The organism is Enterobacter chinensis (assembly GCF_034008295.1).
In the GTDB taxonomy this organism is placed as follows: Bacteria; Pseudomonadota; Gammaproteobacteria; order Enterobacterales; family Enterobacteriaceae; genus Enterobacter; species Enterobacter chinensis.
The window spans coordinates 261,607-288,160 of sequence record NZ_JARDVI010000002.1 but is presented as its reverse complement, the minus strand read 5'-3'; the positions used below and the strand labels follow the sequence as shown (position 1 = coordinate 288,160).

29 protein-coding genes are annotated in these 26,554 nt (G+C 55.8%); 21 read left to right on the top strand and 8 right to left on the bottom strand.

Features of this window, described 5'->3' with window-relative positions; genetic code table 11:
- The first annotated feature begins 3 nt into the window (after positions 1-3).
- The 9 genes from PYW49_RS06285 (at position 4) to PYW49_RS06245 (ending at position 9,013) form a co-directional block, all read left to right on the top strand.
- On the top strand, positions 4-480 hold the full coding sequence (locus PYW49_RS06285) for a YbjN domain-containing protein (protein ID WP_014169308.1): 477 nt from the start codon (positions 4-6) through the stop codon (positions 478-480).
- 351 nt (positions 481-831) lie between these two features.
- A complete protein-coding gene (gene potF, locus PYW49_RS06280) occupies positions 832-1,944 on the top strand; it encodes a spermidine/putrescine ABC transporter substrate-binding protein PotF (RefSeq protein ID WP_047346966.1) in 1,113 nt (370 codons plus the stop codon).
- Between the two features lie 143 nt (positions 1,945-2,087).
- A complete protein-coding gene (gene potG / locus PYW49_RS06275) occupies positions 2,088-3,221 on the top strand; it encodes a putrescine ABC transporter ATP-binding subunit PotG (RefSeq protein ID WP_048339039.1) in 1,134 nt (377 codons plus the stop codon).
- A gap of 10 nt (positions 3,222-3,231) precedes the next feature.
- On the top strand, positions 3,232-4,185 hold the full coding sequence (potH, locus tag PYW49_RS06270; protein ID WP_320385994.1) for a putrescine ABC transporter permease PotH: 954 nt from the start codon (positions 3,232-3,234) through the stop codon (positions 4,183-4,185).
- Complete coding sequence (gene potI, locus PYW49_RS06265) at positions 4,182-5,027, top strand: putrescine ABC transporter permease PotI (RefSeq protein ID WP_029739447.1); 846 nt, start codon at positions 4,182-4,184, stop codon at positions 5,025-5,027. The genes potH and potI overlap by 4 nt, the downstream gene beginning before the upstream one ends.
- Positions 5,028-5,069: 42 nt before the next feature.
- Positions 5,070-5,567 (top strand): YbjO family protein, encoded by a 498-nt coding sequence (locus PYW49_RS06260; RefSeq protein ID WP_320386306.1) that lies wholly within the window; start codon positions 5,070-5,072, stop codon positions 5,565-5,567.
- A 40-nt stretch (positions 5,568-5,607) separates the two neighbouring features.
- Positions 5,608-6,747, top strand: a complete 1,140-nt coding sequence (rlmC, locus tag PYW49_RS06255; RefSeq protein ID WP_320385993.1) for a 23S rRNA (uracil(747)-C(5))-methyltransferase RlmC — start codon at positions 5,608-5,610, stop codon at positions 6,745-6,747.
- 105 nt (positions 6,748-6,852) lie between these two features.
- On the top strand, positions 6,853-7,560 hold the full coding sequence (locus PYW49_RS06250; RefSeq protein WP_320385992.1) for a response regulator transcription factor: 708 nt from the start codon (positions 6,853-6,855) through the stop codon (positions 7,558-7,560).
- Entirely contained in the window at positions 7,544-9,013 is a 1,470-nt protein-coding gene (locus tag PYW49_RS06245; protein WP_320385991.1) for a sensor histidine kinase, read from the top strand. The genes PYW49_RS06250 and PYW49_RS06245 overlap by 17 nt, the downstream gene beginning before the upstream one ends.
- A gap of 84 nt (positions 9,014-9,097) precedes the next feature.
- Here the strand turns inward: PYW49_RS06245 and artJ are convergent, their stop codons facing one another.
- The 6 genes from artJ to PYW49_RS06215 form a co-directional block, all read right to left on the bottom strand.
- On the bottom strand, positions 9,098-9,829 hold the full coding sequence (gene artJ, locus PYW49_RS06240; protein ID WP_021240923.1) for an arginine ABC transporter substrate-binding protein ArtJ: 732 nt from the start codon (positions 9,827-9,829) through the stop codon (positions 9,098-9,100).
- Positions 9,830-10,008: 179 nt separating this feature from the next.
- Positions 10,009-10,677 (bottom strand): arginine ABC transporter permease ArtM, encoded by a 669-nt coding sequence (artM, locus tag PYW49_RS06235; RefSeq protein ID WP_025756070.1) that lies wholly within the window; start codon positions 10,675-10,677, stop codon positions 10,009-10,011.
- A complete protein-coding gene (artQ, locus tag PYW49_RS06230) occupies positions 10,677-11,393 on the bottom strand; it encodes an arginine ABC transporter permease ArtQ (RefSeq protein ID WP_134349284.1) in 717 nt (238 codons plus the stop codon). The genes artM and artQ overlap by 1 nt, the downstream gene beginning before the upstream one ends.
- A 6-nt stretch (positions 11,394-11,399) precedes the next feature.
- Complete coding sequence (gene artI / locus PYW49_RS06225; RefSeq protein WP_008500032.1) at positions 11,400-12,131, bottom strand: arginine ABC transporter substrate-binding protein ArtI; 732 nt, start codon at positions 12,129-12,131, stop codon at positions 11,400-11,402.
- Positions 12,132-12,150: 19 nt separating this feature from the next.
- The gene (artP, locus tag PYW49_RS06220; protein WP_320385990.1) at positions 12,151-12,879 is read right to left on the bottom strand and encodes an arginine ABC transporter ATP-binding protein ArtP; all 729 of its coding nucleotides are present in this window, start codon (positions 12,877-12,879) and stop codon (positions 12,151-12,153) included.
- 226 nt (positions 12,880-13,105) lie between these two features.
- Positions 13,106-13,624: a lipoprotein gene (locus tag PYW49_RS06215; protein WP_320385989.1), complete on the bottom strand. Its 519-nt coding sequence runs from the start codon at positions 13,622-13,624 to the stop codon at positions 13,106-13,108.
- Between the two features lie 97 nt (positions 13,625-13,721).
- Between PYW49_RS06215 and PYW49_RS06210 the strand changes: the two genes are divergently transcribed.
- The 3 genes from PYW49_RS06210 (at position 13,722) to PYW49_RS06200 (ending at position 15,758) form a co-directional block, all read left to right on the top strand.
- Positions 13,722-14,045 carry a heavy metal-binding domain-containing protein gene (locus PYW49_RS06210; protein WP_023310944.1) on the top strand — a complete coding sequence of 108 codons (324 nt, stop codon included), beginning with the start codon at positions 13,722-13,724 and terminating at the stop codon, positions 14,043-14,045.
- The gene (locus PYW49_RS06205; protein WP_320385988.1) at positions 14,042-14,872 is read left to right on the top strand and encodes an N-acetylmuramoyl-L-alanine amidase; all 831 of its coding nucleotides are present in this window, start codon (positions 14,042-14,044) and stop codon (positions 14,870-14,872) included. Before PYW49_RS06210 ends, PYW49_RS06205 begins: the two co-directional genes overlap by 4 nt.
- Positions 14,873-15,134: 262 nt before the next feature.
- Positions 15,135-15,758 carry a helix-turn-helix domain-containing protein gene (locus PYW49_RS06200; RefSeq protein ID WP_320385987.1) on the top strand — a complete coding sequence of 208 codons (624 nt, stop codon included), beginning with the start codon at positions 15,135-15,137 and terminating at the stop codon, positions 15,756-15,758.
- Here PYW49_RS06200 and PYW49_RS06195 read toward each other — a convergent pair.
- Positions 15,755-16,363, bottom strand: coding sequence for a hypothetical protein (locus PYW49_RS06195; RefSeq protein ID WP_320385986.1), 609 nt, complete (start codon positions 16,361-16,363; stop codon positions 15,755-15,757). The genes PYW49_RS06200 and PYW49_RS06195 overlap by 4 nt on opposite strands.
- Positions 16,363-17,916 (bottom strand): ExeA family protein, encoded by a 1,554-nt coding sequence (locus tag PYW49_RS06190; protein WP_320385985.1) that lies wholly within the window; start codon positions 17,914-17,916, stop codon positions 16,363-16,365. The genes PYW49_RS06195 and PYW49_RS06190 overlap by 1 nt, the downstream gene beginning before the upstream one ends.
- Positions 17,917-18,173: 257 nt before the next feature.
- Here PYW49_RS06190 and gspC point away from each other — a divergent pair, with 257 nt between their 5' ends.
- From gspC to gspK, 9 genes are read left to right on the top strand one after another with little or no spacing between them, the layout of a single operon-like run.
- The gene (gene gspC / locus PYW49_RS06185; RefSeq protein ID WP_320385984.1) at positions 18,174-18,947 is read left to right on the top strand and encodes a type II secretion system protein GspC; all 774 of its coding nucleotides are present in this window, start codon (positions 18,174-18,176) and stop codon (positions 18,945-18,947) included.
- Between the two features lie 12 nt (positions 18,948-18,959).
- Entirely contained in the window at positions 18,960-20,888 is a 1,929-nt protein-coding gene (gspD, locus tag PYW49_RS06180) for a type II secretion system secretin GspD (RefSeq protein WP_320385983.1), read from the top strand.
- 13 nt (positions 20,889-20,901) lie between these two features.
- Positions 20,902-22,380: a type II secretion system ATPase GspE gene (gspE, locus tag PYW49_RS06175; protein WP_320385982.1), complete on the top strand. Its 1,479-nt coding sequence runs from the start codon at positions 20,902-20,904 to the stop codon at positions 22,378-22,380.
- Positions 22,380-23,588 carry a type II secretion system inner membrane protein GspF gene (gene gspF, locus PYW49_RS06170; RefSeq protein WP_320385981.1) on the top strand — a complete coding sequence of 403 codons (1,209 nt, stop codon included), beginning with the start codon at positions 22,380-22,382 and terminating at the stop codon, positions 23,586-23,588. Before gspE ends, gspF begins: the two co-directional genes overlap by 1 nt.
- A gap of 2 nt (positions 23,589-23,590) precedes the next feature.
- Complete coding sequence (gene gspG, locus PYW49_RS06165; protein WP_042716894.1) at positions 23,591-24,040, top strand: type II secretion system major pseudopilin GspG; 450 nt, start codon at positions 23,591-23,593, stop codon at positions 24,038-24,040.
- Positions 24,040-24,525 carry a type II secretion system minor pseudopilin GspH gene (gspH, locus tag PYW49_RS06160; RefSeq protein WP_320385980.1) on the top strand — a complete coding sequence of 162 codons (486 nt, stop codon included), beginning with the start codon at positions 24,040-24,042 and terminating at the stop codon, positions 24,523-24,525. The genes gspG and gspH overlap by 1 nt, the downstream gene beginning before the upstream one ends.
- On the top strand, positions 24,518-24,892 hold the full coding sequence (gene gspI / locus PYW49_RS06155) for a type II secretion system minor pseudopilin GspI (protein ID WP_320385979.1): 375 nt from the start codon (positions 24,518-24,520) through the stop codon (positions 24,890-24,892). Before gspH ends, gspI begins: the two co-directional genes overlap by 8 nt.
- Positions 24,889-25,530, top strand: coding sequence for a type II secretion system minor pseudopilin GspJ (gene gspJ / locus PYW49_RS06150; protein ID WP_320385978.1), 642 nt, complete (start codon positions 24,889-24,891; stop codon positions 25,528-25,530). The genes gspI and gspJ overlap by 4 nt, the downstream gene beginning before the upstream one ends.
- Positions 25,527-26,543 (top strand): type II secretion system minor pseudopilin GspK, encoded by a 1,017-nt coding sequence (gspK, locus tag PYW49_RS06145; RefSeq protein WP_320385977.1) that lies wholly within the window; start codon positions 25,527-25,529, stop codon positions 26,541-26,543. Before gspJ ends, gspK begins: the two co-directional genes overlap by 4 nt.
- Positions 26,544-26,554: the final 11 nt, after the last annotated feature.

Genomic DNA, 26,554 nt, shown 5'->3' with positions numbered 1-26,554 from the left:
GCGATGGATTTACAGGTCGTTCCAACACTGGATACGTTACGTCAATGGCTCGATGATGCCGGTATTACGTTCTTTGAATGTGATTCCTGCCAGGCGCTGCATCTGCCTCATATGCAGAATTTCGACGGTATTTTTGATGCCAAAATCGATCTCATTAACGACGTGATCCTTTTCTCCGCGCTGGCCGAAGTGAAGCCGTCTGCGCTGCTGGCGCTGGCCTCCGACCTGTCAGCAATCAACGCCAGTTCTTTGACGGTGAAAGCATTTCTCGACATACAGGATGATAATCTGCCAAAACTGGTCGTTTGCCAGTCTTTATTCTCCGGTGCCGGGCTGTCGTTCAAGCAGTTCTCCTGGTTTATGCGCTTGAGTGAAGAGCAAATTTCCATGGTCATGATGGAAGCCAATGCACACCATCTGCTGTATAGCGCGGAAGATGATGCAGAGAATAATGATGCATCTCCCAATTTTCTTCACTAAGCCTGTCTGACTTTTGCGCAGTCGCTGCCATAGCGGCTGCAGAAGGCCATTTTTTCTGCTGCTTTTAACCTTTCTTTAAAGAATTTTTCACCTCCCTGAGGGCCGTTTCGGCTTATCACGTAGACATAACCTGCATAAAAAATTGATAAAAGGCGTTTTTTCGTCCGGGCTATAGCCGGAGACTCGGGCTACAGTTATTCTTGCGATGCTTAAAAAAGCGAGCGGAAGCTGCCGGGTAAAGAGGTTTCTTTTTATTTCGGGCAGAGCGACAAACTATGCATGATTATTGCATATCTTCAGATTGCACAGTTTTAGTTCGTTTGTTAACGAGCTTTCAGAAGGAATAAAGATATGATCGCCTTGAATAAAAAATGGTTATCGGGTCTGGTTGCGGGTGCTCTGATGGCCGTCTCTGCCGGCACGCTCGCTGCGGAACAAAAAACGCTGCACGTTTACAACTGGTCTGACTATATTGCGCCGGACACGGTCGCGAATTTTGAAAAAGAGACCGGCATTAAAGTGGTCTACGACGTTTTCGATTCCAACGAAGTGCTGGAAGGAAAACTGATGGCGGGCAGCACCGGGTTTGACCTCGTGGTGCCTTCCGCAAGCTTCCTGGAGCGTCAGCTGACGGCAGGCGTTTTCCAGCCGCTGGATAAGAGCAAGTTACCGAACTGGAAAAATCTCGATCCAGAAGTGCTGAAGCTGGTGGCTAAACACGACCCGGACAACAAATACGCGATGCCTTATCTGTGGGCGACCACCGGTATCGGCTTTAACGTCGATAAAGTGAAAGCGGCGCTGGGCCCGGACGTTAAGCTGGACAGCTGGGACGTGGTGCTGAAGCCGGAAAACCTTGCGAAGCTGAAAAGCTGCGGCGTTTCTTTCCTCGATGCGCCGGAAGAGATTTTCGCCACCGTGCTGAACTACCTGGGCAAAGATCCGAACAGCAGCAAGGCTGATGACTACACCGGCCCGGCGACCGATCTGCTGCTGAAGCTGCGTCCAAACATTCGTTACTTCCACTCGTCCCAGTACATTAACGACCTTGCAAACGGCGACATCTGCGTCGCGATTGGCTGGGCAGGGGACGTATGGCAGGCGGCTAACCGCGCGAAAGAGGCGAAAAACGGTGTGAACGTGTCTTACTTCATTCCGAAAGAGGGGGCGCTGGCCTTCTTTGACGTCTTCGCGATGCCGGCTGATGCAAAAAACAAAGACGAAGCATATCAGTTCCTCAACTACCTGATGCGTCCTGACGTGATCGCCCACATCAGCGACCATGTTTACTACGCAAACGGTAACAAGGCCTCCGTGCCGCTGGTGAGCGAAGAAATCCGTAATAACCCGGCTATTTATCCGCCAGCGGATGTGTTCGCCAAGCTCTTCACCCTGAAAGTTCAGGATCCAAAAATTGACCGCGTGCGTACCCGTGCGTGGACCAAGGTGAAAAGCGGTAAATAACGGCGTTTGGTATTGTTGCCCGGTGGCGCTATCGCTTACCGGGCCTACAAAACCCGTAGGCCGGGCAGGCGTTAGCGCCGTCCGGCGATGCGCACCCTGAAGGTGCGTTTGCACCAGTATTGATCTATGCCGGAGAACACCCCGTGAATGACGCGATCCCCCGCCCGCAGGCGAAAGTCCGTAAAGCGCTGACCCCGCTTCTTGAAATTCGTAACCTCACCAAATCTTTCGATGGCCAGCATGCCGTGGACGACGTCAGCCTGACTATCTATAAAGGCGAAATTTTTGCCCTTCTGGGGGCATCTGGCTGCGGTAAATCGACCCTGCTGCGTATGCTGGCCGGTTTTGAACAGCCCACGGCCGGGCAAATCATGCTCGATGGCGTGGATCTCTCCAGCGTGCCGCCGTATCAGCGCCCGATTAACATGATGTTCCAGTCCTACGCGCTGTTCCCGCACATGACGGTGGAGCAGAACATCGCCTTTGGCCTTAAGCAAGACAAGCTGCCGAAGGCCGAAATTACCGCGCGCGTGGCCGAAATGCTCAGTCTGGTACACATGCAGGAGTTTGCGAAGCGTAAGCCGCATCAGCTTTCTGGCGGCCAGCGGCAGCGCGTGGCGCTGGCAAGAAGCCTGGCGAAACGCCCGAAACTGCTGCTGCTCGATGAACCTATGGGCGCGCTGGATAAAAAACTGCGCGACCGTATGCAGCTTGAAGTGGTGGATATCCTCGAGCGCGTGGGGGTGACCTGCGTGATGGTCACCCACGACCAGGAAGAAGCGATGACCATGGCCGGACGTATCGCGATCATGAACCGCGGCAAGTTCGTGCAGATCGGCGAGCCGGAAGAGATTTATGAGCACCCGACCACCCGTTACAGCGCGGAGTTCATTGGCTCGGTTAACGTTTTCGAAGGGCTGCTGAAAGACCGTCAGGAGGATGGCCTGGTCATTGAATCGCCGGGGCTACAGCATCCCCTGAAGGTCGATCCAGATAACTCCGTGGTGGATAACGTGCCGGTCTACGTCGCGCTGCGTCCGGAGAAGATCATGCTCTGTGACGATCCGCCTGCCGATGGCTATAACTTTGCCGTGGGCGAAGTGGTCCACATTGCCTATCTGGGCGATCTGTCCATCTACCACGTACGCCTGAAAAGCGGGCAGATGCTCAGCGCGCAGCTACAGAACGAACATCGCTATCGCAAAGGCCAGCCGACATGGGGCGACGAAGTGCGCCTGTGCTGGGATGCTGACAGTTGCGTTGTGCTGACGGTATAAGGAGCGGCCAATGAGTACACTTGAACCTCCAGCCCGCGCGGGCAAACCGGGCGCCGTTGCCAACTGGCTGACGCGCATGCAGATGAAACACGGCCGCAAGCTGGTGATCGCCATGCCGTACGTGTGGCTGATCCTGCTGTTCCTGCTGCCGTTCCTGATTGTTTTCAAGATAAGTCTGGCGGAAATGGCGCGGGCGATCCCGCCCTATACCAACCTGCTGGACTGGGCCGACGGGCAGCTGACGCTGACGCTTAATCTCGGTAACTTCCTGCAGCTGACGGACGACCCGCTCTATTTCGAAGCGTATCTGCAGTCGCTGCAGGTGGCGGCGATCTCGACGCTCTGCTGCCTGGTGATGGGCTACCCGCTGGCGTGGGCCGTGGCGCACAGTAAACCGTCGACGCGGAATATTCTGCTGCTGCTGGTGATCCTGCCGTCGTGGACCTCGTTCCTGATCCGCGTTTACGCCTGGATGGGGATCCTGAAAAACAACGGCGTGCTGAATAACGTTCTGATGTGGCTTGGGGTTATCGATCAGCCGCTGACGATCCTGCACACCAACCTCGCGGTCTATATCGGCATTGTGTACGCCTATCTGCCGTTTATGGTGCTGCCGATCTACACGGCGCTGACGCGTATCGATTACTCGCTGGTGGAAGCGTCGCTCGATCTCGGTGCCCGTCCGTTGAAAACCTTCTTTAGCGTCATTGTCCCGCTGACCAAAGGAGGCATTATCGCCGGGTCAATGCTGGTCTTTATCCCGGCGGTGGGGGAGTTTGTGATCCCGGAACTGCTCGGCGGGCCAGACAGCATCATGATTGGCCGCGTGCTATGGCAGGAGTTCTTCAATAACCGCGACTGGCCGGTGGCGTCTGCGGTGGCGATTGTCATGTTACTGCTGCTGATCGTGCCGATCATGTGGTTCCACAAGCATCAGCAGAAACAGATGGGAGATCACGGATGAATAACTTACCGGTAGTGCGCTCCCCGTGGCGTATTGCGATCCTCGTGATCGGCTTTACCTTCCTGTATGCGCCGATGCTGATGCTGGTGATCTACTCGTTCAACAGCTCCAAGCTGGTGACGGTCTGGGCGGGCTGGTCGACGCGCTGGTACAGCGAGCTGTTCCACGATGATGCGATGATGAGCGCGGTGGGGCTGAGCCTGACCATTGCGGCGCTGGCGGCCACAATGGCGTCCGTGCTGGGTACGATTGCCGCGCTGGTGATGGTGCGCTTCGGCCGTTTTCGCGGTTCGAATGGGTTCGCCTTTATGATCACCGCACCGCTGGTGATGCCGGACGTGATCACCGGTCTTGCGCTACTGCTGCTGTTCGTGGCCCTGGCGCACGCCATCGGCTGGCCGGCGGATCGCGGAATGCTCACCATCTGGCTGGCTCACGTCACCTTCTGTACCGCGTATGTCGCGGTGGTGATCTCCTCGCGCATGCGCGAGCTGGATCGCTCCATTGAAGAGGCGGCGATGGATCTTGGCGCGACGCCGCTGAAGGTCTTTTTCATCATTACCCTGCCGATGATTATGCCGGCGGTGATCTCCGGCTGGCTGCTGGCGTTTACGCTGTCGCTGGACGATCTGGTTATCGCCAGCTTTGTCTCCGGCCCGGGGGCGACGACGCTGCCGATGCTGGTCTTCTCCAGCGTGCGTATGGGGGTGAATCCGGAGATTAACGCCCTGGCCTCAATCATCCTCGGCGTGGTCGGAATTGTCGGATTTATCGCCTGGTATTTGATGGCGCGCGCGGAAAAACAGCGTGTGCGCGATATCCAGCGTGCAAGACGCGGCTGAAGGATTTAAAATTTCCAGTGATGTGCCGCGCATGACGCGGCACTGTTTTTCAGGGAAGTAAAAACATTGGGATTATTAAAAAAATCACGTATTACGCACGCGCGTCCTAACGTCCCTGCGCTGGTTCAGGTGGCGGCGCTCGCCATTATTATGATCCGCTGCCTCGATGTGCTGATGATTCTCAACACTCTGGGCGTGCGCGGCATCGGTGAATTCATTCACCGCAGCGTGCAGACGTGGAATCTGACGCTGGTCTTTTTGAGCAGCCTGGTGCTGGTGTTTATCGAGATTTACTGCGCCTTTTCGCTGATCAAAGGACGCAACTGGGCGCGCTGGGTGTATCTGCTTACGCAGGTGACCGCCGCCAGCTATCTGTGGGCCGCCTCGCTGGGATACGGCTACCCGGAGCTGTTCAGCATTGCCGGGGAATCCAAACGCGAGATCCTGCGCGCGCTGTTTATGCAAAAATTGCCGGATATGCTGGTCCTGTTCCTGCTTTTTATCCCCGCCTCCAGTCGGCGGTTCTTCCGCTTGCAATAATGTGTATAATCGCAGCCCTCGTGATTCTTAAGGTTTTCATATGCAGTGCGCACTCTATGACGCCGGACGCTGCCGCTCCTGTCAGTGGATAGAACAGCCGGTCTCTCAACAACTCACCGCCAAAATGGCCGACCTGCAACAGCTGCTGGCAGCACACGCGGTGGGCGAGTGGTGCGCACCCGTCAGCGGCCCGGAGCAGGGCTTTCGCAACAAAGCCAAAATGGTGGTCAGCGGCAGCGTGGAAAAACCGCTGCTGGGAATGCTGCATCGCGACGGCACGCCGGAAGATTTAACCGACTGCCCGCTGTATCCCGCCTCCTTTGAGCCCGTCTTTGCCGCACTGAAACCTTTTATCGCGCGTGCGGGCTTAACGCCTTACAACGTCGCCCGCAGGCGCGGGGAGCTGAAATATCTTCTGCTGACGGAAAGCCAGGTCGACGGCGGCATGATGCTGCGTTTCGTGCTGCGTTCGGAAGCCAAGCTGGAGCAGCTTGGCGCGGCGCTGCCGTGGCTTCAGCAGCAGCTTCCGCAGTTGAAGGTGATTACCGCAAACATTCAGCCGGTGCATATGGCGATCATGGAAGGGGAGAAAGAAATCTTCTTCACCGAACAGCACGCGCTGGCCGAGAATTTCAACAGTGTGCCGCTGTGGATCCGCCCGCAAAGCTTCTTCCAGACTAACCCGGCCGTGGCAAGCAGTCTGTACGCCACCGCCCGCGACTGGGTGCGTGCGTTAAACATCCAGCATATGTGGGATCTGTTCTGCGGCGTGGGCGGCTTTGGCCTGCACTGCGCGACGCCAGAGATGCAGCTGACAGGGATTGAGATCTCCGCCGAAGCGATTGCCTGCGCGAAACAGTCCGCCGCCGAACTGGGTCTGACGAACCTGCGCTTCCAGGCGCTCGACTCCACGCAGTTCGCCACCGGTCAGGGCAACGTGCCGGAACTGGTGCTGGTCAACCCGCCGCGCCGCGGCATCGGAAAGGCGCTGTGCGACTATCTGAGCCAGATGGCACCGGAGTTCATTATCTACTCCAGCTGTAATGCGCAGACCATGGCAAAGGATATCGCCAACCTGCCTGGCTACCGCATTGAACGCGTTCAGCTTTTCGATATGTTCCCGCATACCGCGCATTATGAAGTGTTGACGTTGTTAATCCGTAGGCCGGGTAAGGCGTAGCCGCCACCCGGCACGAACCCCGCACAATGTTCAACAAAATGTGAACTCTTCATCCCTGCGAAATCAGGTAAGCTTACGTCATAAGAAATGATTGAAGGCTTACCCATGAAGCAGATCCTGCTGGTGGAAGACGACCACGATATCGCGGCGCTTCTGCGACTCAATTTAGAAGATGAAGGCTATGCCATCACCCACGAGCCCGACGGGGGCAACGCCCTGCAGCGTCTTGAAAAACAGCCGTGGGATGCGGTGATCCTTGACCTGATGCTGCCCAACGTTGACGGTCTGGAGATTTGCCGCCGCATCCGTCAGATGACGCGCTACCTGCCGGTCATTATCATCAGCGCCCGCAGCAGCGAAACTGACCGCATCACCGGGCTGGAAACCGGCGCCGATGATTATCTGGCTAAGCCGTTTTCGGTGCAGGAATTGATTGCACGTATCAAAGCACTGTTCCGCCGCCAGCAGGCGATGGGGCAGGCGCAAACCGACGGTCAAATTCAGGCCCACGGTTTGACCATCGATCCGCTGGCGCGCAGCGTGCTGCTTCACGGCCTGGTGGTGGATCTCACGCCGCGTGAATTCGAGCTGCTCTACTTCTTTGCCCGCCATCCAGGCGAGGTATTTTCTCGTCTGGCGCTGCTGGAGCAGGTCTGGGGCTATCAGCACGAAGGCTATGAGCACACCGTTAACACCCACATCAACCGCCTGCGCATCAAGATTGAGAAGGACGCCGCCGAGCCGGAGATCATTCGCACCGTCTGGGGCAAGGGTTACAAATTTGCGGAGCCGCACCATGATGCGCCGCTTTAGTCTGAGCCAGCGGCTGACGCTGCTGTTCATCCTGTTGATGATGCTCTGCGCCACCGTCGCCTGCGCGGTACAGCTCTACAGCAGTACGCAATACGGTAACGCGATGGTGCAACGGCTGTCGGGCGGGCTGGCGCAGCAGATAGTCCAGCGTGAACCGATTCTGGACGCGCAGGGCAGAGTCGACCGCAGCGCGCTGAAGCCGCTGTTTGACCGGCTGATGACCTTTAATCCGAGCGTTGAGCTGTACGTCATCTCGCCGGACGGCGATATCCTGGCCGATGCCGCACCGCCGGGCCATATTCAGCGGCAAAAAATCGACCTGGCGCCGGTTCAGACCTTCCTGAGCGGTACCGCTATTCCGGTATTGGGCGACGATCCGCGCAGTCAGAATAAAAAAGTCTTTAGCGCCACGCCACTGCGGCAGGACGGCGAGCTACAAGGTTATCTGTACATTATTTTGCAGGGCGAGGAGTCGAACGCGCTGGCGGACATGGCCTGGCATAAGGCGCTGTGGAGCACGGTGCTGTGGTCGCTGCTGTGGGTCGCGCTGTTTGGGCTGCTGGCGGGCCTGCTGGTCTGGTACTGGGTCACGCGCCCGGTAAAAGAGCTGACGGTCGAGGTCGCCGGGCTGGATCAGGACAGCATGAGCGCAATCAGACAACTGGCGGTACAGACGCCGGACGCGGCGGCAAAGGATGAAGTGGCGCTCCTGCGCAACAGTTTTATCGAGCTGGCACGCAAAATCACCCAACAGTGGGATCAGCTGGCCGACAGCGATCGCCAGCGCCGGGAGTTTATCGCCAATATCTCGCACGACCTTCGCACGCCGCTCACCTCGCTGCTCGGCTATCTGGAAACCCTGTCGCTAAAATCGGCGACTCTGACCCCGCAGGAGCACCAGCAGTATCTCGCTACCGCGCTGCGTCAGGGGCAAAAAGTACGCCATCTTTCACAGCAGCTGTTTGAGCTGGCGCGCCTTGAGCACGGCGGTATTAAGCCGCAGCGAGAGCGTTTCGCGATGGGGGAGCTGATTTCCGACGTGGCGCAGAAGTTTGAGCTCACCGCCCGCACGCGTGAGGTGAATCTGCATATTGACGTGCCGGGACCGCTGCCGCAGGTGTTTGCTGATGTATCAATGATTGAGCGCGTGGTGACCAACCTGCTGGATAACGCAATGCGCCATACGCCGACCGGCGGGGAAATTCGTCTGGCGGTCTGGCAGGAGAATCAACAGCTTCAGGTCGAAGTGGCGGATAACGGAACGGGCGTCGATGCCGCGCTGCGAGAGGATCTGTTCCAGCGACCGTCGGCGTTGACGACCCAGGCATCGCGAGAGAATCGCGGCGGGTTAGGGCTGCTGATTGTGAAAAGGATGCTGGAGCTGCACGGGGGAGGGATCAGGCTGATGGAGTCGGTGAGCGGGGCGCGTTTTCGCTTCTTTGTACCGCTGTAGAATTGCCGGATGACGCTATGCTTATCCGGCCTGCAATTCCCCCCGTAGGCCGGGTAAGGCGAAGCCGTCACCCGGCAAAAGACATTACTGCGGGAACCACTGCTCGCTGATTTTCTGGTACGTACCGTCGGCTTTAATCGCCTTCAGCGCGCCGTTCAGTTTCTCCAGCAGGGCTTTGTTATCCGGACGTACCGCGATACCCAAACCCGTGCCGAAGTACTGTGGATCGGTCACTTTTTCCGTGGCGGTGCCCAGCTGAGGGTTGGTTTTCAGCCACTCGTTCACCACGGCGGTGTCACCGAATACGCCATCGATACGGCCATTTTTCAGGTCGATAATCGCGTTCTGGTAGCTGTCATAGGCCACGGTCTTCACCTCAGGATGTTTGTCCTGCAGGTATTTCTGGTGCGTGGTGCCGTTTTCCATCCCGATGCGTTTGCCTTTCAGCTGGTCAAAAGAGGTGTATGCCCCTTTCTTCGCAATCACCACCGCCGAGTTGGCGTAGTACGGGTCGGTGAACGCAACCTGTTTGCTGCGCTCAGGCGTGATGTCCATCCCGGAGATCACCGCATCGTATTTTTTGAATTTCAGCGACGGGATCAGGCTGTCGAAGGCATGGTTGGTAAAGGTGCAGTCGGCCTGCATTTGTTTGCACAGCGCTTTCGCCAGATCGATATCGAAACCGACGATCTGGTTGCTGGCATCCAGCGATTCAAACGGCGGATAGGTGGCGGAAACGCCAAAATTGATTTTATCCGCAGCGGATGCGCCAGCGGCGAACGTTGCCAGTAATGCGGCCAGAACTAACTTTTTCATTGTAATGCTCCCGTCTGTCTATCTTGTCATTATGCGCCGTGTCTGCGGCATGGATGTACAATGCCAGTTAATGAATTTATATGCAATAAATATGATTAAATATTATTTATTCCAATAAAAAAAGCGGATAACCCATTGGGTTACCCGCTTTTAAAATACAGATTTATGCATTTTTCTGGTTAATTTCTGCGCTCAAACGCCAGCGCTTTACGCTCGATCAGGCGCATCATCAGCGTCAACAGACCGTTAACCACCAGATACACCACGCCTGCCGCGCCGAACACCATCACGTCATAGGTGCGTCCGTACAGCAGCTGTCCGTGTCCCATCACTTCCATCAGGGTGATGGTGTAGGCCAGAGAGGTACTCTTGAACACCAGCACCACTTCGTTGGAATAGGAAGAGAGCGCGCGCTTAAAGGCGTACGGCAGCAAAATTGCCAGCGTGTCTTTCTTGCTCATGCCCAGCGCCCCGCAGGACTGCCACTGTCCTTCAGGGATGGCACGGATCGCCCCGTAGAACAGCTGGGTGGTATAGGCCGCACTGTTCAGCGAAAGGGCAATCAGGGCACACAGCCACGGCTCAGAGAGCAGATGCCAGATGACCGGATACTCCTGCAGCGACGGGAACTGCCCCGGGCCGTAGTAAATCAGGAATATCTGCACCAGCAGCGGCGTACCGGTAAACAGGGTGATATAAGCGCGCACAATCCACACCAGAACCGGCGTTTTCAGCGTCAGGATGATGGTGAAAATAAGCGCCAGGATCAGGGCCACGATAATGGACGCCACGGTCAGCGTCAGGCTGGTGTGCAGCCCTTTCATTAGCTCGGGAAAATATTCAAGCATCAGCCTGGTCTCCGTTCAAAACGCGTCGCTCGCAGGTCAATACGCTTGAGGATGTACTGACTGAGCAACGTGATTACCAGGTAGATAGCCGCCGCCACAATGTACCAGGTAAAAGGCTCTTGAGTACGGGTGGCGATACTTTTGGTTTGCAGCATCAAATCGTTAACGCTTATCAGGCTCACCAGCGCGGTATCTTTCAGCAGCACCAGCCACTGGTTGCCGAGGCCCGGCAGGGCATGACGCCACATCTGCGGCATCACCAGACGGAAAAAGATCGCTGATTTCGACAAGCCTAGCGCCTGACCCGACTCCCACTGTCCCTGCGGCACGGCTTTCAGCGCACCGCGCAGGGTTTGCGACGCGTACGCGGAGTAGAGCAGGGAGAGGGCAATCACGCCGCACAGGAACGGACTGACGTCAAAGTTTTCAATCTGCATCTGCACCGGGATCTGTGCAAAACCGAGATTCAGAGTGAAGCCGTCAGACAGCGTGAGCAGCAGCTGTGAAGAGCCGAAATAGATAAACAGGACCACCAGAATTTCCGGTAGCCCACGCAGCACGGTGACCAGCGCGGAGCCTGCCCAGGCGACGGGGAACCATTTTGCTGATTCCCACACCGCAAAGAACATTGCCAGCACGAGGCCGATAACCAGTGCGCAAACGGCAAGGCCGACGGTCATCCCGGCGGCGCTTGCTAAAGGAAAAATTTCATTCATCAGGAATTACTTCTGGAACCATTTTTTGTAGATGGTTTCGTAGGTGCCGTCTTTCTTCACTTTTTCCAGCGCAGCGTTGAATTTCTGCTGCAGCTCAGTGTTGCCCTGACGAACGGCAATCCCCAGACCGGTACCGAAGTAATCCTTATCGGTCACTTTGTCGCCCACTGGCGCCAGTTTGTCGTTGGCTTTCAGCCACTCGGTCACAACCGCGGTATCACCAAATACGCCATCGATACGGCCATTTTGCAGATCCAGCTTCGCGTTCTGGTAGCTGTCATACGGAACGGTGGTGATTTCCGGATGTTTATCCATGATGAATTTCTGGTGCGTGGTGCCGTTCTGCACGCCGACTTTTTTGCCTTTCAGCTGATCAACAGAGGTGAATTTACCTTTCTGACCAATGAACAGGGCGGAGTTGTCGTAGTAAGGGGTAGTAAACAGCACCTGCTTTTCACGCTCAGGGGTGATGTCCATACCGGCCATCACGGCGTCGATACGGCGGAACTTCAGGCTTGGGATCAGGCTGTCGAACGCCTGGTTGCTGAAGGTGCAGGTCGCGTCGATCTCTTTACACAGGGCGTTAGCCAGGTCCACGTCGAAGCCCACAATTTTGTTGTTCGCATCAATAGACTCAAACGGAGGATAAGACGCTTCCGTGGCGAAACGAATGGTCTGGGCTGCGGTAGCGGAAAGGGTAACGCCAGCAAGCAGCACGGCAAGTAATACTTTTTTCATTATATTTCCCCTGACACAATCAATGAGATAAATAGTTTTTGAAGGCATCGGTTTGCGGGTGAGCGAAGCAGCCCGCATCACCTTGCTCAACGATATAACCGTTTTCCATGTAAACCACTCGGCTGGCGGTTTTACGCGCCACTTCCACCTCGTGGGTGACGATAACCTGCGTAATATTGGTTTCCGCCAGCTCGCGAATGATGCTGACGATCTGGGCGGTGATTTCCGGGTCCAGCGCAGCCGTCGGTTCATCAAACAGCAGTACTGCGGGCTCCATCATCAGCGCGCGGGCAATCGCCACGCGCTGCTGCTGACCACCGGAAAGATGCAGCGGATAACGGTCGCTATAGGGCTTCAGGCGCAGACGCTCCAGCAGCTTTTCAGCACGCGCTATCGCCTGATCCTTGCTTAACCCCAGCACGCGGCACGGGGCTTCAATCAGGTTTTGCAGTACGGTCAGATGCGGCCAGAGATTGTATTGCTGGAAGACCATGCCGACGTTTTGACGCAGTTCGCGAATCGCTTTATCAGACGGCGTTTTCGCAAAATCAAAGTGGTTACCGGCGATAGCCAGCGTACCTGAACGGGGCATTTCAAGCAGATTAAGGACACGCAGAAGGGAGCTTTTGCCTGCACCGCTTGGGCCAAGCAAAACCAGCGTTTCGCCTTCCGGGCAGTTCAGCGTGATGTCAAACAGCGCCTGGTGTGCGCCGTAGAAGCAGTTAATGCCGTTTAGTTTAATACTCATCGGGGCAGTCTTTACTCATCCAGGCAATCTATAGCAATTGAGGCCGCAGATAGTACCGTTGACAGAATAGTTATGCAATATTTATGCGTTAAAAGTTAAATATAACCCGTGTTTCTACTTAAACATAGCACAAAATAGCGAACGGAAAGGTCGGCGAGTATAAATGTCGGCATTCCGCAAGAAATGCCGCACATTTTACGGGGGTAACCGCGTGGTATCGGCGGATTTAGCGATTCTCAATCGACTGGCGAAGCGTGCCTGCCGGGGCGTGAACGCTGCCGCCAACGTAGCGCACGTCGTCCACCGCCCAGCATTGACCTTCGCGGATCATCAGCACTTCATCCTGCCAGGTTTGGGTACCCTGCGTCAGCTTCACGCGCAGTGGTATATTGCGGGCATCCGTGTTCGGTATGGTTGACGCGCTGGCTACTTCGGCGCTGTCTGGCAGCGTGGTACGGCTGGAGAACGGGTCGGACTTCAGCAGCGTGTTGTGCTGTGGATCGCGGGTGGCGTCGTTAAGCAGTTTTGCCAGGCCGTCGCTCAGATAGGGGCGCAGGCCGGTGAGATCGTTGCTGCGGTGCTGAATGCGATAATCATAGAACTGCTGCGCCACGGTGTCCGGGCCGCCCTCAATGCAGGGGCCGCTGCGGGTACCGATATCCTTAAAGGCTGGCGTGACCGTGGTGGTACAGGCGCTGAGCACCAGCGCGCAGGGCACGAAAAGTGTTAAAGCAGAATAGCGCATGTTGATTTCCTTATTTATTAACTATCCTTTCAATCATAGCGTAACGAACCGATAATGCTGTGCCTAAGGCATTGAACGCTAAAGAAGGAGAGAAACCATGCAGTTTTCAACAACGCCAACCCTGGAAGGGCAGACCATAACCGAGTATTGCGGCGTGGTCACCGGTGAAGCGATTCTCGGCGCCAATATTTTCCGCGACTTTTTTGCCGGTATCCGCGATATCGTTGGCGGCCGTTCTGGCGCATATGAAAAAGAGCTGCGCAAAGCGCGCGAGATCGCCTTTAAAGAGCTCGGCGAGCAGGCGGAAGCCCTCGGCGCTGATGCGGTCGTGGGGATCGATATCGACTACGAAACGGTCGGGAAAGATGCCAGCATGCTGATGGTGAGCGTAAGCGGTACGGCGGTGAAAACCCTCCGATGAGGCGTGCGTTTGCCACACTCCTGCTGGCGCTGTTGCTGGCAGGATGCGTCACGGAAAAAGGGATTATCGATAAAGGTGCCTACGAGCTGGATACACGTCATCAGGCGCAGGCGGCATACCCGCGCATAAAGGTGCTGGTAATCCACTACACCGCGGATGATTTTGACAGCTCGCTGGCCACGCTGACGGATAAAAACGTCAGCTCTCACTATTTGATCCCTGCCAACCCCCCTGCACCGGACGGTAAGCCGCGTATCTGGCAGCTGGTGCCAGAAAGCGAACTGGCCTGGCATGCGGGGATCAGCTTCTGGCGCGGCACCAACCGGATTAATGATACGTCGGTGGGCATTGAGCTGGAGAACCGTGGCTGGCAGAAAACGGCCGGGGTGAAGCATTTTACGCCGTTCGCACCTGCGCAAATTGCGGCGCTGATGCCGCTCGCCAAAGACATCATCTCCCGCTACAGCATCAAACCTGAGAACGTGGTGGCCCATGCGGACATTGCGCCGCAGCGCAAAGACGACCCTGGCCCGCTGTTCCCGTGGCGCGAGCTGGCGCAGCAGGGGATTGGCGCCTGGCCCGATCCCGATCGCGTCACGTTCTATATCAATAGCCGACCGCGCTATCAGGCGGTAGATACCGCCGCGTTACTCGATCTGCTGGCGCGTTACGGCTACGAGGTGCCCGAAAATAGCACCCCCGCGCAGCAGAAACGGGTCATCATGGTGTTCCAGATGCATTTCCGTCCTCAGCTGTGGAACGGCGTCGCTGATGTCGAAACGATGGCTATCGCAGAAGCCCTTTTAGATAAGTACGGGCAGGGGTAATCCTTCAGGAATACCCTGAACAAATAGATTAGCTATGAATGCTCTTCAGATTAATCTTAAGTACATTCTCAATTCATTTTAAGTTAATTGATTTAAAATCGCCCTCAATTAAGATGGACCCATCGATTCACTACATGAATCAATTTAAAAAAACAGCGTTGATTTGGTTTTTTTAATTTTAAAAGAATGCAAGATTAACTTTTCGGCAACATTAATGTTTGCCGCACAATTTCTCATTTAAACATCTTAATTAGGTATAACAATGTTAACTATTTTTGGTAAAAGCACGCGTCCCCACAATGAAATGAAAGCCATTATTGAAGCAACCTCAGGGTATGAGGAAAAAACGTTAAAGAAATGGCAAAAAATTTCAACGGCTAATTCAGATGACATTCATATTATTGTTAGCGGTGAAGTTGAATTTCGGCGTTCCTCTGATGATTTATGTATGTTTACCCTGCAGGGACAATGTATTTTTGGTCTCTCCGCCATTTTTTATAACTCTGCATATATGCACGGCGTGGTTCGCAGTAATACGGTTATCCGTACAATTAATAAAGAAGATTTCCACCGTTTAATGACCCAGCATAGTCTGTGGCCTGAGTTAACCAAAGTGCTGGCATGGTATATCTGTTTGCTCAGCAAGCGTGACGATGTTTTAGTTGCCCGCAGTGCCTATTCCGTGGTGCGTGAATTCCTGATCGAAATTAACGATCTGATTGTTCAGCATCAGCGTGATATTAATATTTACGATTACATTCAGGAATACACCAACCTGGCACGCAGCACCATTATTAAAATCCTTTCTGACCTGAAAAAGGGTCAATATATTGTGGTGGAAAAAGGGCGACTGCTCAGCCTGACGACCTTACCTGAAAAATATTAATCCCCTCCGGCGTCTCCTTTTATTACAGAAGGAGACGCCTTCTGCGTTTCATCAACCGGTGGCGCGGGCATTTTTCCCTTCGACATATCATCCTGCTGCTGTTTTAGCGCCTGCATAAACAATTCTTTTAATGAGCTGTCGTCATCTGATTTCATCGCCTGTTCGTGTGCCTCGGTGCCGGGTAAGGTATCGCGCGAGGTGTCGTGCGCGACGGGGCTATCCGGTAACGCGCCATCGGGTGCCTGCTGCCAGTCATTTTCGTCGCTATTAATGGGCATATTGTCCATCGGTGGCAGATTTTCCTGCATTTTTACCGGCTGAGGTTTTGAATGCGGGTGCGGGAACGGCTTCGTCACGTACACGTAATGCATATCAGAAAGCGTGGTTTCCGGTTTCGCCGCGCTCACCTTTTTTATCACGGGCGCCGGGTGGCGCAAATTCCAGTAAACGTGCGCATAAAGGCCGGCCGCGATCAGCGCACACAGCCCAAGACACCACAGCGTAGTCACGCTGAGGATTTTGCTGAATGACGGTAAACGCCATGAGAACCAGACCGGCTCCCCGGTGGTATAGCTGCGCTGGGCAGCAAGGCAGATGGTAGACATTATGCGTGTTTCTCTTGCGTAGTCGGGTTGGCCTGGGTTGACTGGATCAACACGCTCGGCGTGGTATGTGTTTCGCGCATCAGCTGCATCAGCGTGTCTTCGCCCGGAATACCGTCAACGTGAAGGTGCATTTTCTGCTGGAATTCACGGGTGCGTTTCATCAGCTCCGCCGTCCAGTTTTTATCGTGCGTTTCGCTTTCGCCCAGCGCCACGCTCAGCTGCTGATCCAGCCACTCGAGATCTTTGCTGTCGCTGGCGGCGGTGATTTCGTCTTTACCTTCCGGCGTCAGGCGATGCAGGACGGTGTAATTGCCCGTCGCGTGCTGGTTATACCAGGTGCGGCTCACCTGCCAGGTTCGGTTATTCATCAGCAGGTCGAGGGACTCTTTCCCTGCTCGCGCCACCACGGCGTAGTTAATATGATCGCCCGTTTTCATTTCGCTGACCCACGGATACCCTTCATTCGCTAGGGAATCCAGGGTGGCATTTCCCTGTTTACACATCAGGTTCACTTTACCGGCATTCTGACACAGCGCGTCATCTGCTGAAGCGTCATACCCCCACATGGCGTAAAGCTGATGCATGGCATCTGGCTGGTTTACCACTTCATGTTCGATGACCGGCAATACCGGCGCGTCTGGCGTTTTAGCCTGCTGTTTCCAGCTGGCCGGTACCGGCAGCGCGACCGGCAGTTTTGCCGTGATGGAAGGGGTCATCATCCAGCCGCAGGCGGCGAACAGCACGGAGGCGAACAGCCCGAGGGAGGCCAGCGTTTTTCCGCGTTTCGGCGCCGGAAGCACTTCACCGGCGGCCAGACGCAAATGACGCGGTCCGACGTTTGGCGCGCGTTCGGTCCACGCGGCCAGCATGGAAAGGTGCGCCAGCTCGTTCAGCTTGCTGACGTTGCCTTTGGTCAGGGCGTGGATCTTTTTCATGCGAGCGGGCGTCAGCGGGGAGACGTCAGCGCCGTGCTCCTGGCACTGGGCGTCAACATAGCTCAGGAATTCGCGGCAGGTCAGGTTGCGCAGGGTGTGGCTGGTCAGAACAAATTCCTGCAGCGCGGAGTCTGTCAGCATCGTCTCCCGATCTTCACTGCCCATCAGGATGACCGACAAACGCACGTCCAGCTCCTGAGCACGCGTCAGCAGCATGGCCAGCACATCATAGCTGTTGTTCTTCATCGCCTCAGCGTGCGTGATGACCAGCACCTTTTGCGTTGCGCGGGTATCGCGCCACTGGCGCAGCACGGCATCCACGGCCTGCAGTTTATTTTTGCTCTCTTTCGCCGACGGGTTGAGCTTATACAGCAGGCTGTTGGCGCTCAGCTTTGGAAACGCGTTAATTGAGACGACGGTGCTGCTGCTCTTCAGCGCATCGCTGAACTGCCCCAGCAGTTCACTGTCGTGGTAAAAGAGCACGGTGATCCCTGCCTGCTGGCTTTTTTCTTTCAGAAGATTGAACACATCCTGATGATAAGGCACCAGAAAATCGCCCGATTTGCGGGTGACTGTTCTGAACGGAGGGGTACTGAATTTAAAATGACTCTGATACATAGCGACTGACCGTCTCTTCTCTTTAATAGCAATGGGCGAAAAGTACGGGATGCACCAGTCCTGGTCAATTTAACACCAGAGTAAAAATAACCTGCCGTCGGGCTCTAACATTCCTCTTTTTTCCGGTCAATCATTTTCTTTATTAAAGTTAATAGCGAAGCAGATAGTCGATATTAAAAGGGCTGATTATTATTAGCTCCCTGAGTGATGCAGCACATCGCTGCGAATGACTGCTTTGCTAAAAGGCCGGATAAATAATGAGGAATACACTCCTTTCCCGTGTAATGACACCCTGCATTATACTTGTCATGCTGATATTTTGCAGCCAGCAGGGGTATGTCGTTTATAAAGATTATAAGAAAGTTACGAATAAGTTAGCGAATGCGGATAAGCCGGCGCTAAAAAAAACGAATGCGGAAAAATCTTTTGGGCTTTTCACTGCCGCAGTGCGTCAAAGCGATACGCCAGCGGCGGTAAAAGCGCCGCTTTCAGCGGAAATCGAAGGCATTATTCGTAGCGATGAATCCTGGCTGTCGTTTGCCGTGATCAAGACTCCTGCGGGGCAGCAGAGCTACCGGGAAGGGGAGCCTATTGCGGGCTTCAACGACGCTTATGTTGATGAAATTAATAAAGATAGTGTGGTTGTGCAGTACGAGGGGGCGAAACAGACGCTGGCCCTCAAGAAACCGGCTTATTTTAAGGGCGGCGTTGACAGCGGCCCGGTCACCAAATCGAAAAAAGATGCCGGCGCCGACAGTCTGCATCTCGATGATTATCTGGTGTTAAAACCGTTAATCGATAAGGGCCAACTGGAAGGCTTTAATATTAACCCACGGAATGCGTCTCCTTTTTACAGCGATACAGGGCTGGAAAAAGGAGACGTGGTGGTGAAAGTCAACGACGTCGATATGACGAAAGAAGCGCAGGCGAAAAATATCATCGCCAACTGGTCGAAAATGAAAGAGGCGGAGGTCGTCGTAAGGCGGCACGCTCACCTTGAAAATATTCGGGTTAATGTTTTAAACAATTAACAAGTGTACATCATGAAGAAATTTCCGTGGGCGTGCGTGGCGCTGACCGCACTGTCGTTATATTCCAGTTCGCTGCTTGCAGCCAACTTTAGCGCCAGCTTTAAAAATACTGATATTCGCGAATTTATCGATACGGTAAGTCGCAATCTGAATAAAACTATTCTCGTCGACCCGTCCGTTCAGGGCACCGTGTCGGTGAGAACCTATAACGTGCTGTCGGAAGATGAATATTATCAGTTCTTCCTGAGCGTGCTGGATCTCTACGGTCTGTCGGTCATCCCGATGGATAACGGCATGGTCAAAGTGGTGCGCTCCAGCGTGGCACGTACCGCCGGCGTGCCGGTGGCCGACAGCAAAAACCCGGGCAAAGGGGATGAGATCATCACCCGCGTGGTGCGCATGGAAAACGTGCCGGTGCGCGAGCTGGCCCCGCTGCTGCGCCAGCTGAACGATGCCTCGGGCATTGGCAACGTGGTGCACTTTGAACCCTCCAACGTGCTGCTGTTAACCGGTAAAGCCTCGGTGGTGAACCGCCTGGTGGACCTGGTTGAGCGTGTGGATCGTTCCGGCATGCAGCGTCGTGAAATTGTGCCGCTGCGCTATGCCTCCGCCAAAGAGCTCTCCGACATGTTGAACAACCTCAACAACGAAGAGCAGAAAGGGCAGAACGCGCCGCAGCTGGCGACCAAAGTGGTGGCTGATGATGAAACCAACAGCCTGGTGATCAGCGGCACCGAAGATGCGCGGGCGCGTACCCGTACGCTGATTGGCCAGCTCGATCGCGAGCAGAATAACGAGGGCAACACCCGCGTCTTCTACCTGAAATACGCCAACGCCTCGAAAGTGGTGCCGGTGCTGACCGGTATTGGCGAACAGCTGAAAGACAAAGCCGGGACGCCGAAGAGCAAAACAGCCCCAACGGCAAGCGACCTGAATATTACCGCCGACGAGTCGACCAACTCGCTGGTGATCACCGCCCAGCCAAACGTGATGAACTCGCTGGAGAAGGTGATCGACAAGCTGGATATTCGCCGTCCGCAGGTGCTGGTGGAAGCCATCATTGCTGAAGTGCAGGACGGTAACGGCATGGATTTAGGCGTGCAGTGGACCGGCAAGCACGGCGGCGTGCAGTTTGGTTCGACCGGTCTGCCGATCAGCCAGATCAAAAACGGCACGATCAAAGGTGCCTCGTTTACGGGCCTGGCGACCGGCTTCTTTAACGGCGACTTTGGTGCGCTGATGACCGCGCTGTCGACCACCGGCAAGAACGACATTCTTTCCACGCCAAGCGTGGTCACGCTGGATAACAAAGAAGCGTCGTTCAACGTCGGTCAGGATGTACCGGTGCTGTCCGGTTCCCAGACCACCAGCGGCGACAACGTGTTTAACTCGGTTGAGCGTAAAACCGTCGGTACCAAGCTGAAGATTGTTCCGCAGATCAACGACGGAGACATGATCCACCTGAAAATTGAGCAGGAAGTGTCCAGCGTTGACGCCAGCGCCACCGAAGACGCCAGCCTTGGTCCAACCTTCAACACCCGTACCATCAATAACGAAGTGATGGTCCACAGTGGACAAACGGTCGTGCTGGGTGGGTTGATGGAAAACGTCAACAAACAGAACGTCTCGAAGGTGCCGCTGCTGGGCGACCTGCCGCTGGTGGGCCAGCTGTTCCGCTACACCTCGCAGGACACGTCGAAACGCAACCTGATGGTATTTATCCACACTACCGTGCTACGTGATGACGACAACTACAGCGCGGCGACGAAAGAGAAATACGATCAGATCCGCGCACGTCAGCAGCAGCGTATGGAAGAGCAAAAGCTCGGCATTCTCGAAAACTCGGATAACCCTGTTCTGCCGGCTTATCCGAAGCAGAGTCATGCGACGCCCGCTGGCGTAACCTCGACGTCCGCGTCCCGCAACCCCTTCAAAGAGTAAGCGGAGGTGATGCGTGGATGAACTGACGAAACAGCTTTGCACCAGCAGCTTTGCGAAAGACAACGGCATCCTGTACTGGAACGACGTGGTCTATATCCGTGAAGACGTGCCCGCGTTCGCCCTGCTGGAGATGCGCAGGGTGCTGGGGCGCGCCTTTGTGCCCGAGACGCTGAGCGCCGAAGCGTTCGATGAAATGCTGGCCAAAATCTGGCAGCAGAACAGCGGCGTTTCGCAGCAGCTGGTGGACGACATGGATGCGGATATCGATCTGATGGCGTTAACCGAGGAGATCCCGGACAACGAAGATCTGCTCGATAACGACGAAAACTCGCCGGTGATCCGCCTGATCAACGCCATTCTCGGCGAGGCGGTGAAAGACGGCGCATCGGATATCCATATCGAAACCTTTGAGCGCACGCTGAGCATCCGTTTTCGCGTTGACGGCGTGCTGCGCCCGGTGCTGCAGCCTGCTCGTAAACTGGCGCCGCTGCTGGTATCGCGCATTAAAGTCATGTCGAAGCTCGACATTGCCGAAAAGCGTCTGCCGCAGGATGGACGTATTTCGCTGCGCATTGGCCGTAAAGCGATCGACGTGCGCGTGTCGACCATTCCCTCGCAGTACGGCGAGCGCGTGGTCATGCGTTTGCTCGATAAGAGCAACCTGAAGCCGGACATCAACAAGCTCGGACTGATTGATGAAGAGCTGGAAAAACTGAAAGGGCTGATTGGTCGCCCCCACGGCATTATCCTGGTCACCGGGCCGACAGGCTCCGGTAAAAGTACCACCCTGTACGCCATCCTTTCGGCGCTGAACGGGCATGAACGCAACATTCTGACCGTCGAAGACCCGATTGAGTATGAGCTGGAAGGGGTGGGGCAGACGCAGGTCAACCCGCGCGTGGACATGACCTTTGCCCGCGGCCTGCGCGCCATTTTGCGTCAGGATCCGGACGTGGTGATGATCGGGGAAATTCGTGACGGCGAAACCGCGCAAATTGCGGTGCAGGCGTCGCTCACCGGTCACCTGGTCATGTCTACGCTGCACACCAACAGTGCGGCGGGGGCGATCACCCGCCTGCGGGATATGGGCCTCGAATCCTTTTTGATCGGTTCGTCGCTACTCGGCGTCATTGCCCAGCGTCTGGTGCGTCGGCTGTGTCCGCACTGCCGTACCACCAGTCCGCTGGATGACAATGAAAAAGCGCTGTTTAGCTTTATGGATACGCCGCCGAAGGCCATCTATCGCGCCATCGGCTGCGAGCACTGCCGCCAGAGCGGGTATCAGGGACGCGCGGGCATTCACGAGTTTCTGGTGGTCGACAGCACCATGCGCCGCGCCATTCATGAAGACAAAGATGAAATGTCCATTGAAACCGAGCTTTTCAAACAGGCCTACAGCCTGCGCGAAAACGGCCTGATGAAAGTCATCAGCGGCATCACCTCGCTGGAAGAGGTGATGCGCGTGACCGCCGAGCGTGGAGGCGATGAATAATGGCTTTCTACGCGTGGACCGCCACCGATGCCGCCGGGAAAACCCAGCGCGGCACGCTGCAGGCGGAAGGGCCAAAGCAGGTGCGCCAGACGCTGCGCGAGCAGAAGCTGATGCCGCTCACCATCACCGAAACCCGTGAAAACGCGGCCAGCACAAAAGCCAAAACCGGGGCCAAACTCTCGGTGCCGGTGCTGTCGATGTTTACCCGTCAGCTGTCGACGCTGGTCAATGCGTCGCTGCCGCTGGAAAGCGCCCTGAAGGCCATTTCGAAGCAGACGGAAGACAAAAAGCTGGCGGCGATGGTGGTCGAAATCCGCGAGAAAGTGGTGGAAGGCCATACCCTTTTTGACGCCTTCAGCCAGTTCCCGCGCACCTTCGACAAGCTCTACTGCACGCTGGTGATGGCCGGGGAGAAAACCGGCCACCTCGGCGATGTGCTGGAGAAGCTGGCGGAGTACAACGAGCAGCGTCAGAAGATGAAAAGCAAGCTGACGCAGGCGATGGTTTACCCGATTACCCTGACGGTGGTCGCCGTAGCGGTCATCAGCATCCTGCTGGTGGCGGTGGTGCCGCAGGTGATCGAGCAGTTTGTGCATATGAAGCAGCAGCTGCCGATCACCACCCGCACGCTGATCGCGGTGAGCGATTTCCTGCAGGCGTACGGGATCTACATTGCGGGTGGTTTCTTTGGCGCGGCTGTGGGCTTTAAGGCGTGGGTGAAGAAAAAAGCAAACCGTTTTCGCTGGAACAGCTGGCTGGTGAACGGCTCGCCGATCAAAAAGCTGGTCTGCGCCATCAACAGCGCGCGCTATATCCGCACGCTCAGCATTCTGCAGGCCAGTAGCGTGCCGCTGCTGGAAGGGATGTATATCGCGATGGACGGGATCGAAAATCTCTATGCCCGGCAGGTGCTGGAGCAGGCGGCGGATACCGTGCGTCAGGGGGCATCTCTGTATAACGCGCTGGACCAGGCGAAACTCTTTCCGCCAACCATGCTGTACATGATTGCCTCCGGCGAAGAGAGCGGGGAATTGGGTTCATTAATGGATCGCGCCGCGGAAAACCAGGAATCGGCATTACAGCATCGAATTACTTTAACACTGTCGGTATTTGAACCGGCACTGGTGGTAACAATGGCGACAGTCGTCTTATTTATCGTGCTGTCAATATTACAACCACTTCTTCAGCTCAATAATATGGTGGGTTAACTATGTCTTTAAAACGAAATAGCCTGAAGCGTCAGGCCGGGTTTACTTTGCTCGAATTAATGGTGGTCATCGTTATTCTTGGCGTCCTCGCCAGTATGGTGGTGCCAAATTTAATGGGTAACAAAGAGAAAGCGGACAGCCAGAAAGCGACCAGCGATATCGTGGCGCTGGAAGGTTCGCTGGATATGTACAAGCTGGATAACCACCGTTATCCCACCACCGAACAGGGTTTACAGGCGCTGGTCACCAAACCTGAAATCGCGCCGATCCCGAAAAACTACCGTGACGACGGCTATATTCGCCGCCTGCCGGAAGATCCGTGGGGCAATGATTATATTCTGGTCAGCCCGGGTGAACATGGCGCGGTGGATGTTTTCTCTGCGGGTCCGGATGCCGAAGCTAATACGGCTGATGATATTACCAACTGGTCTTTAGATAAAAAAGAGAAGTAATGAATAAGCAACGTGGGTTTACTTTGCTGGAAATTATTCTGGCGCTGGTGATATTTGCCAGCTGCGCCATGATGGTCGTTTCGACTATTCCCTCACGCAGCGGTGCGGATATTTTCGGTCAGCAGTTAAAAGCCCTCGTTGAATATGGTTCAGACCGCGCGGTGATGGACGGCAATATCGTCGGACTGGTGGTCACAGCGTCTGAATATCAGCTGGTCGCCTGGGCCGAAAAAGACGGCGAGCGTCACTGGGAGCCGTTGACCGCCGGGCGCATTGTCACCCACGGCGCGTTCCCGGAAGAGATGCACGTCTCGCTGTCGCCGCAGCGCATTGCTGCCACAACGGACGCGACGCCGCAGATAGTCTTTTTACCGGACGGGGAGATCAGTCGTTTCAGGCTTGAGCTGCAGAGTTTCGACAAAAAGCAGCGCTTTAGCGTGGTGTCGCAGGGCGCATCACCGGTGTCGGTAGAGAACGATGACTAAACGCAAAGAACAGGGGATGACCCTGCTGGAAGTGATGGTCGCGCTGGTCATCTTCTCCACCGCCGCGCTGGCGTTGATGAACTCCGTCTCGCTGAACGTGCGCTTCACCCATGGTCTGGGCGACTCGCTGCAGGCGAGCTGGGTGGCGGAAAACCAGCTGGCGGAGGCAAAACTGAGCAACACGCCGTTTCCGGATACCCTGCAAACGGGTACGGAAACGATGGGCGGCAGAAACTGGACCTGGCGCAAGCAGCGGGTAAAAACCGCGGAAAATCGCTATGCCGATGAGGTGAAGGTGTACGCCGAGGGCGATGAAGATAAGCCGGTGATTACTCTGCAGGTGATGGAACCCGGAGAGGCGAAATGAGTAAGCACACTCAGCGTCAGCAGGGCTTTACGCTGCTGGAGATCATGATTGCGCTGACCATCTTTGCGGTCATCAGCTTGCTCGCCTGGCAAATCCTTGACGGGGCGATGCGCACGTCTAATGCCACCGACGTGGCTGCCACCCGGTTAAATCAGCTTCAGCGCGCCTATAACCTGCTGGAGCGGGATTTCTTCCAGCTTCAGGCGCGTGCCCCGCGCAACGAGCCTGACGTATTTGCCCTGGGTGATGATGGCCTGGAACTGACCACGCTGAACGGCGTGAGCGGTCAGGTTCAGCTGGAGCGCGTGCGCTGGCGGTTAAAAGATAAAACGCTGTGGCGGGACATCTGGCCAGTCATCGACGGTCCTGCTGACGCGAAACCGGAAGAGGTGCCGATCCTCAGCGATATTAAAGAGATGTCGTGGCGTTTCTGGAAAGCAGGCTGGCAGAGCAAATGGACCGATACGGCGCACCAGCCGGACGGCGTGGAGCTGCTGCTGACCATGGAGAACGGCGATACCTGGCGCTGGGTGTTCACCACACCGGGGGATCTGCCGGACGCGCCAGCGGCGCCGACCGATGCGGCGACGCCTGCGCAACCGCAGCCGGTTCCCGCCCCGTCAGGAGAGAATAAATGAGCGGAAAATCGGTACAAAAACAGCGCGGTGTCGCGCTGCTGGTGGTGCTAATTTTGCTGGTCATGATGTCGGCCCTGGCCGCCAACATCAGCCAGCAGTTCTGCCGCAATCTGCAGAAAACCCGCTATCAGGTGAGCCAGCAGCAGCTGCGCTGGTCCATTCAGAGCCAGCAAAAAACGATTGAAGATCGGCTCCAGACGTATGCCAGCGGCGAGAGCAAAGGGCTGTCGCCGAAGGGCGAATGGACGGAGCCGGTGGAGACCAGGGGGGAAAACTACACCGTGGTGAGCCAGGCTGAGGATGCCCAGACCTGTTTTAACGTCAATAACCTGCTGGCGGCAGATCAAACGCCAGCGGTACAGACCGCAGGTGCCCTGCCGGAAAAACCGGTGAAAGAACGCATCGTCGAGCAGCTCCTGGCCGACAGCGGCATTTCCGCGGGTGACGCTGAAGAGATTTACCAGCAGCTGCTGGACTATCTCGACGGCGATACCGCGACGGCAAAAGAGGGGCTGGAGACGGATGCCTGGGCTGGCGTGCAGCCAGCGCGCCAGCCCGCGAATCAGATGATGCGCACCCCGGGCGAACTCAAGCTGTTGCCCGCGTTTCCGGCGGCGGCCTACGGGAAGGTCAGCAAAGTGCTGTGTGCCTTACCCGACAGCGCCAGCAAGGTGGACGTGAATACGTTGACCAGGGAACAGGCGCCGCTGCTGGCCGCGCTGTTTATCGGCTCGCTGAGTGAGGACGAGGCCGCCCGGCTTATCGCCTCCCGCCCGGAAGAGGGCTGGGAGTCGATGGAGGCGTTCCTGAAAGAGCTTGAGACAAATTATCCGCAGACCAAAGACGCCCTCAAGCAGGTTCAGGCGTTGCTTGCGGTGAACAGTCGCTATTTCCGGGTCAACAGTACCGGCAATACCGACGATTTAACGCTGCGCGTCGTCAGCCAGCTTCATGTTGATAATGAAGCCGGGAAGGTTATTACCTGGCAACGCCGCTACCGAATGGTTGAATAACACAAGACGAA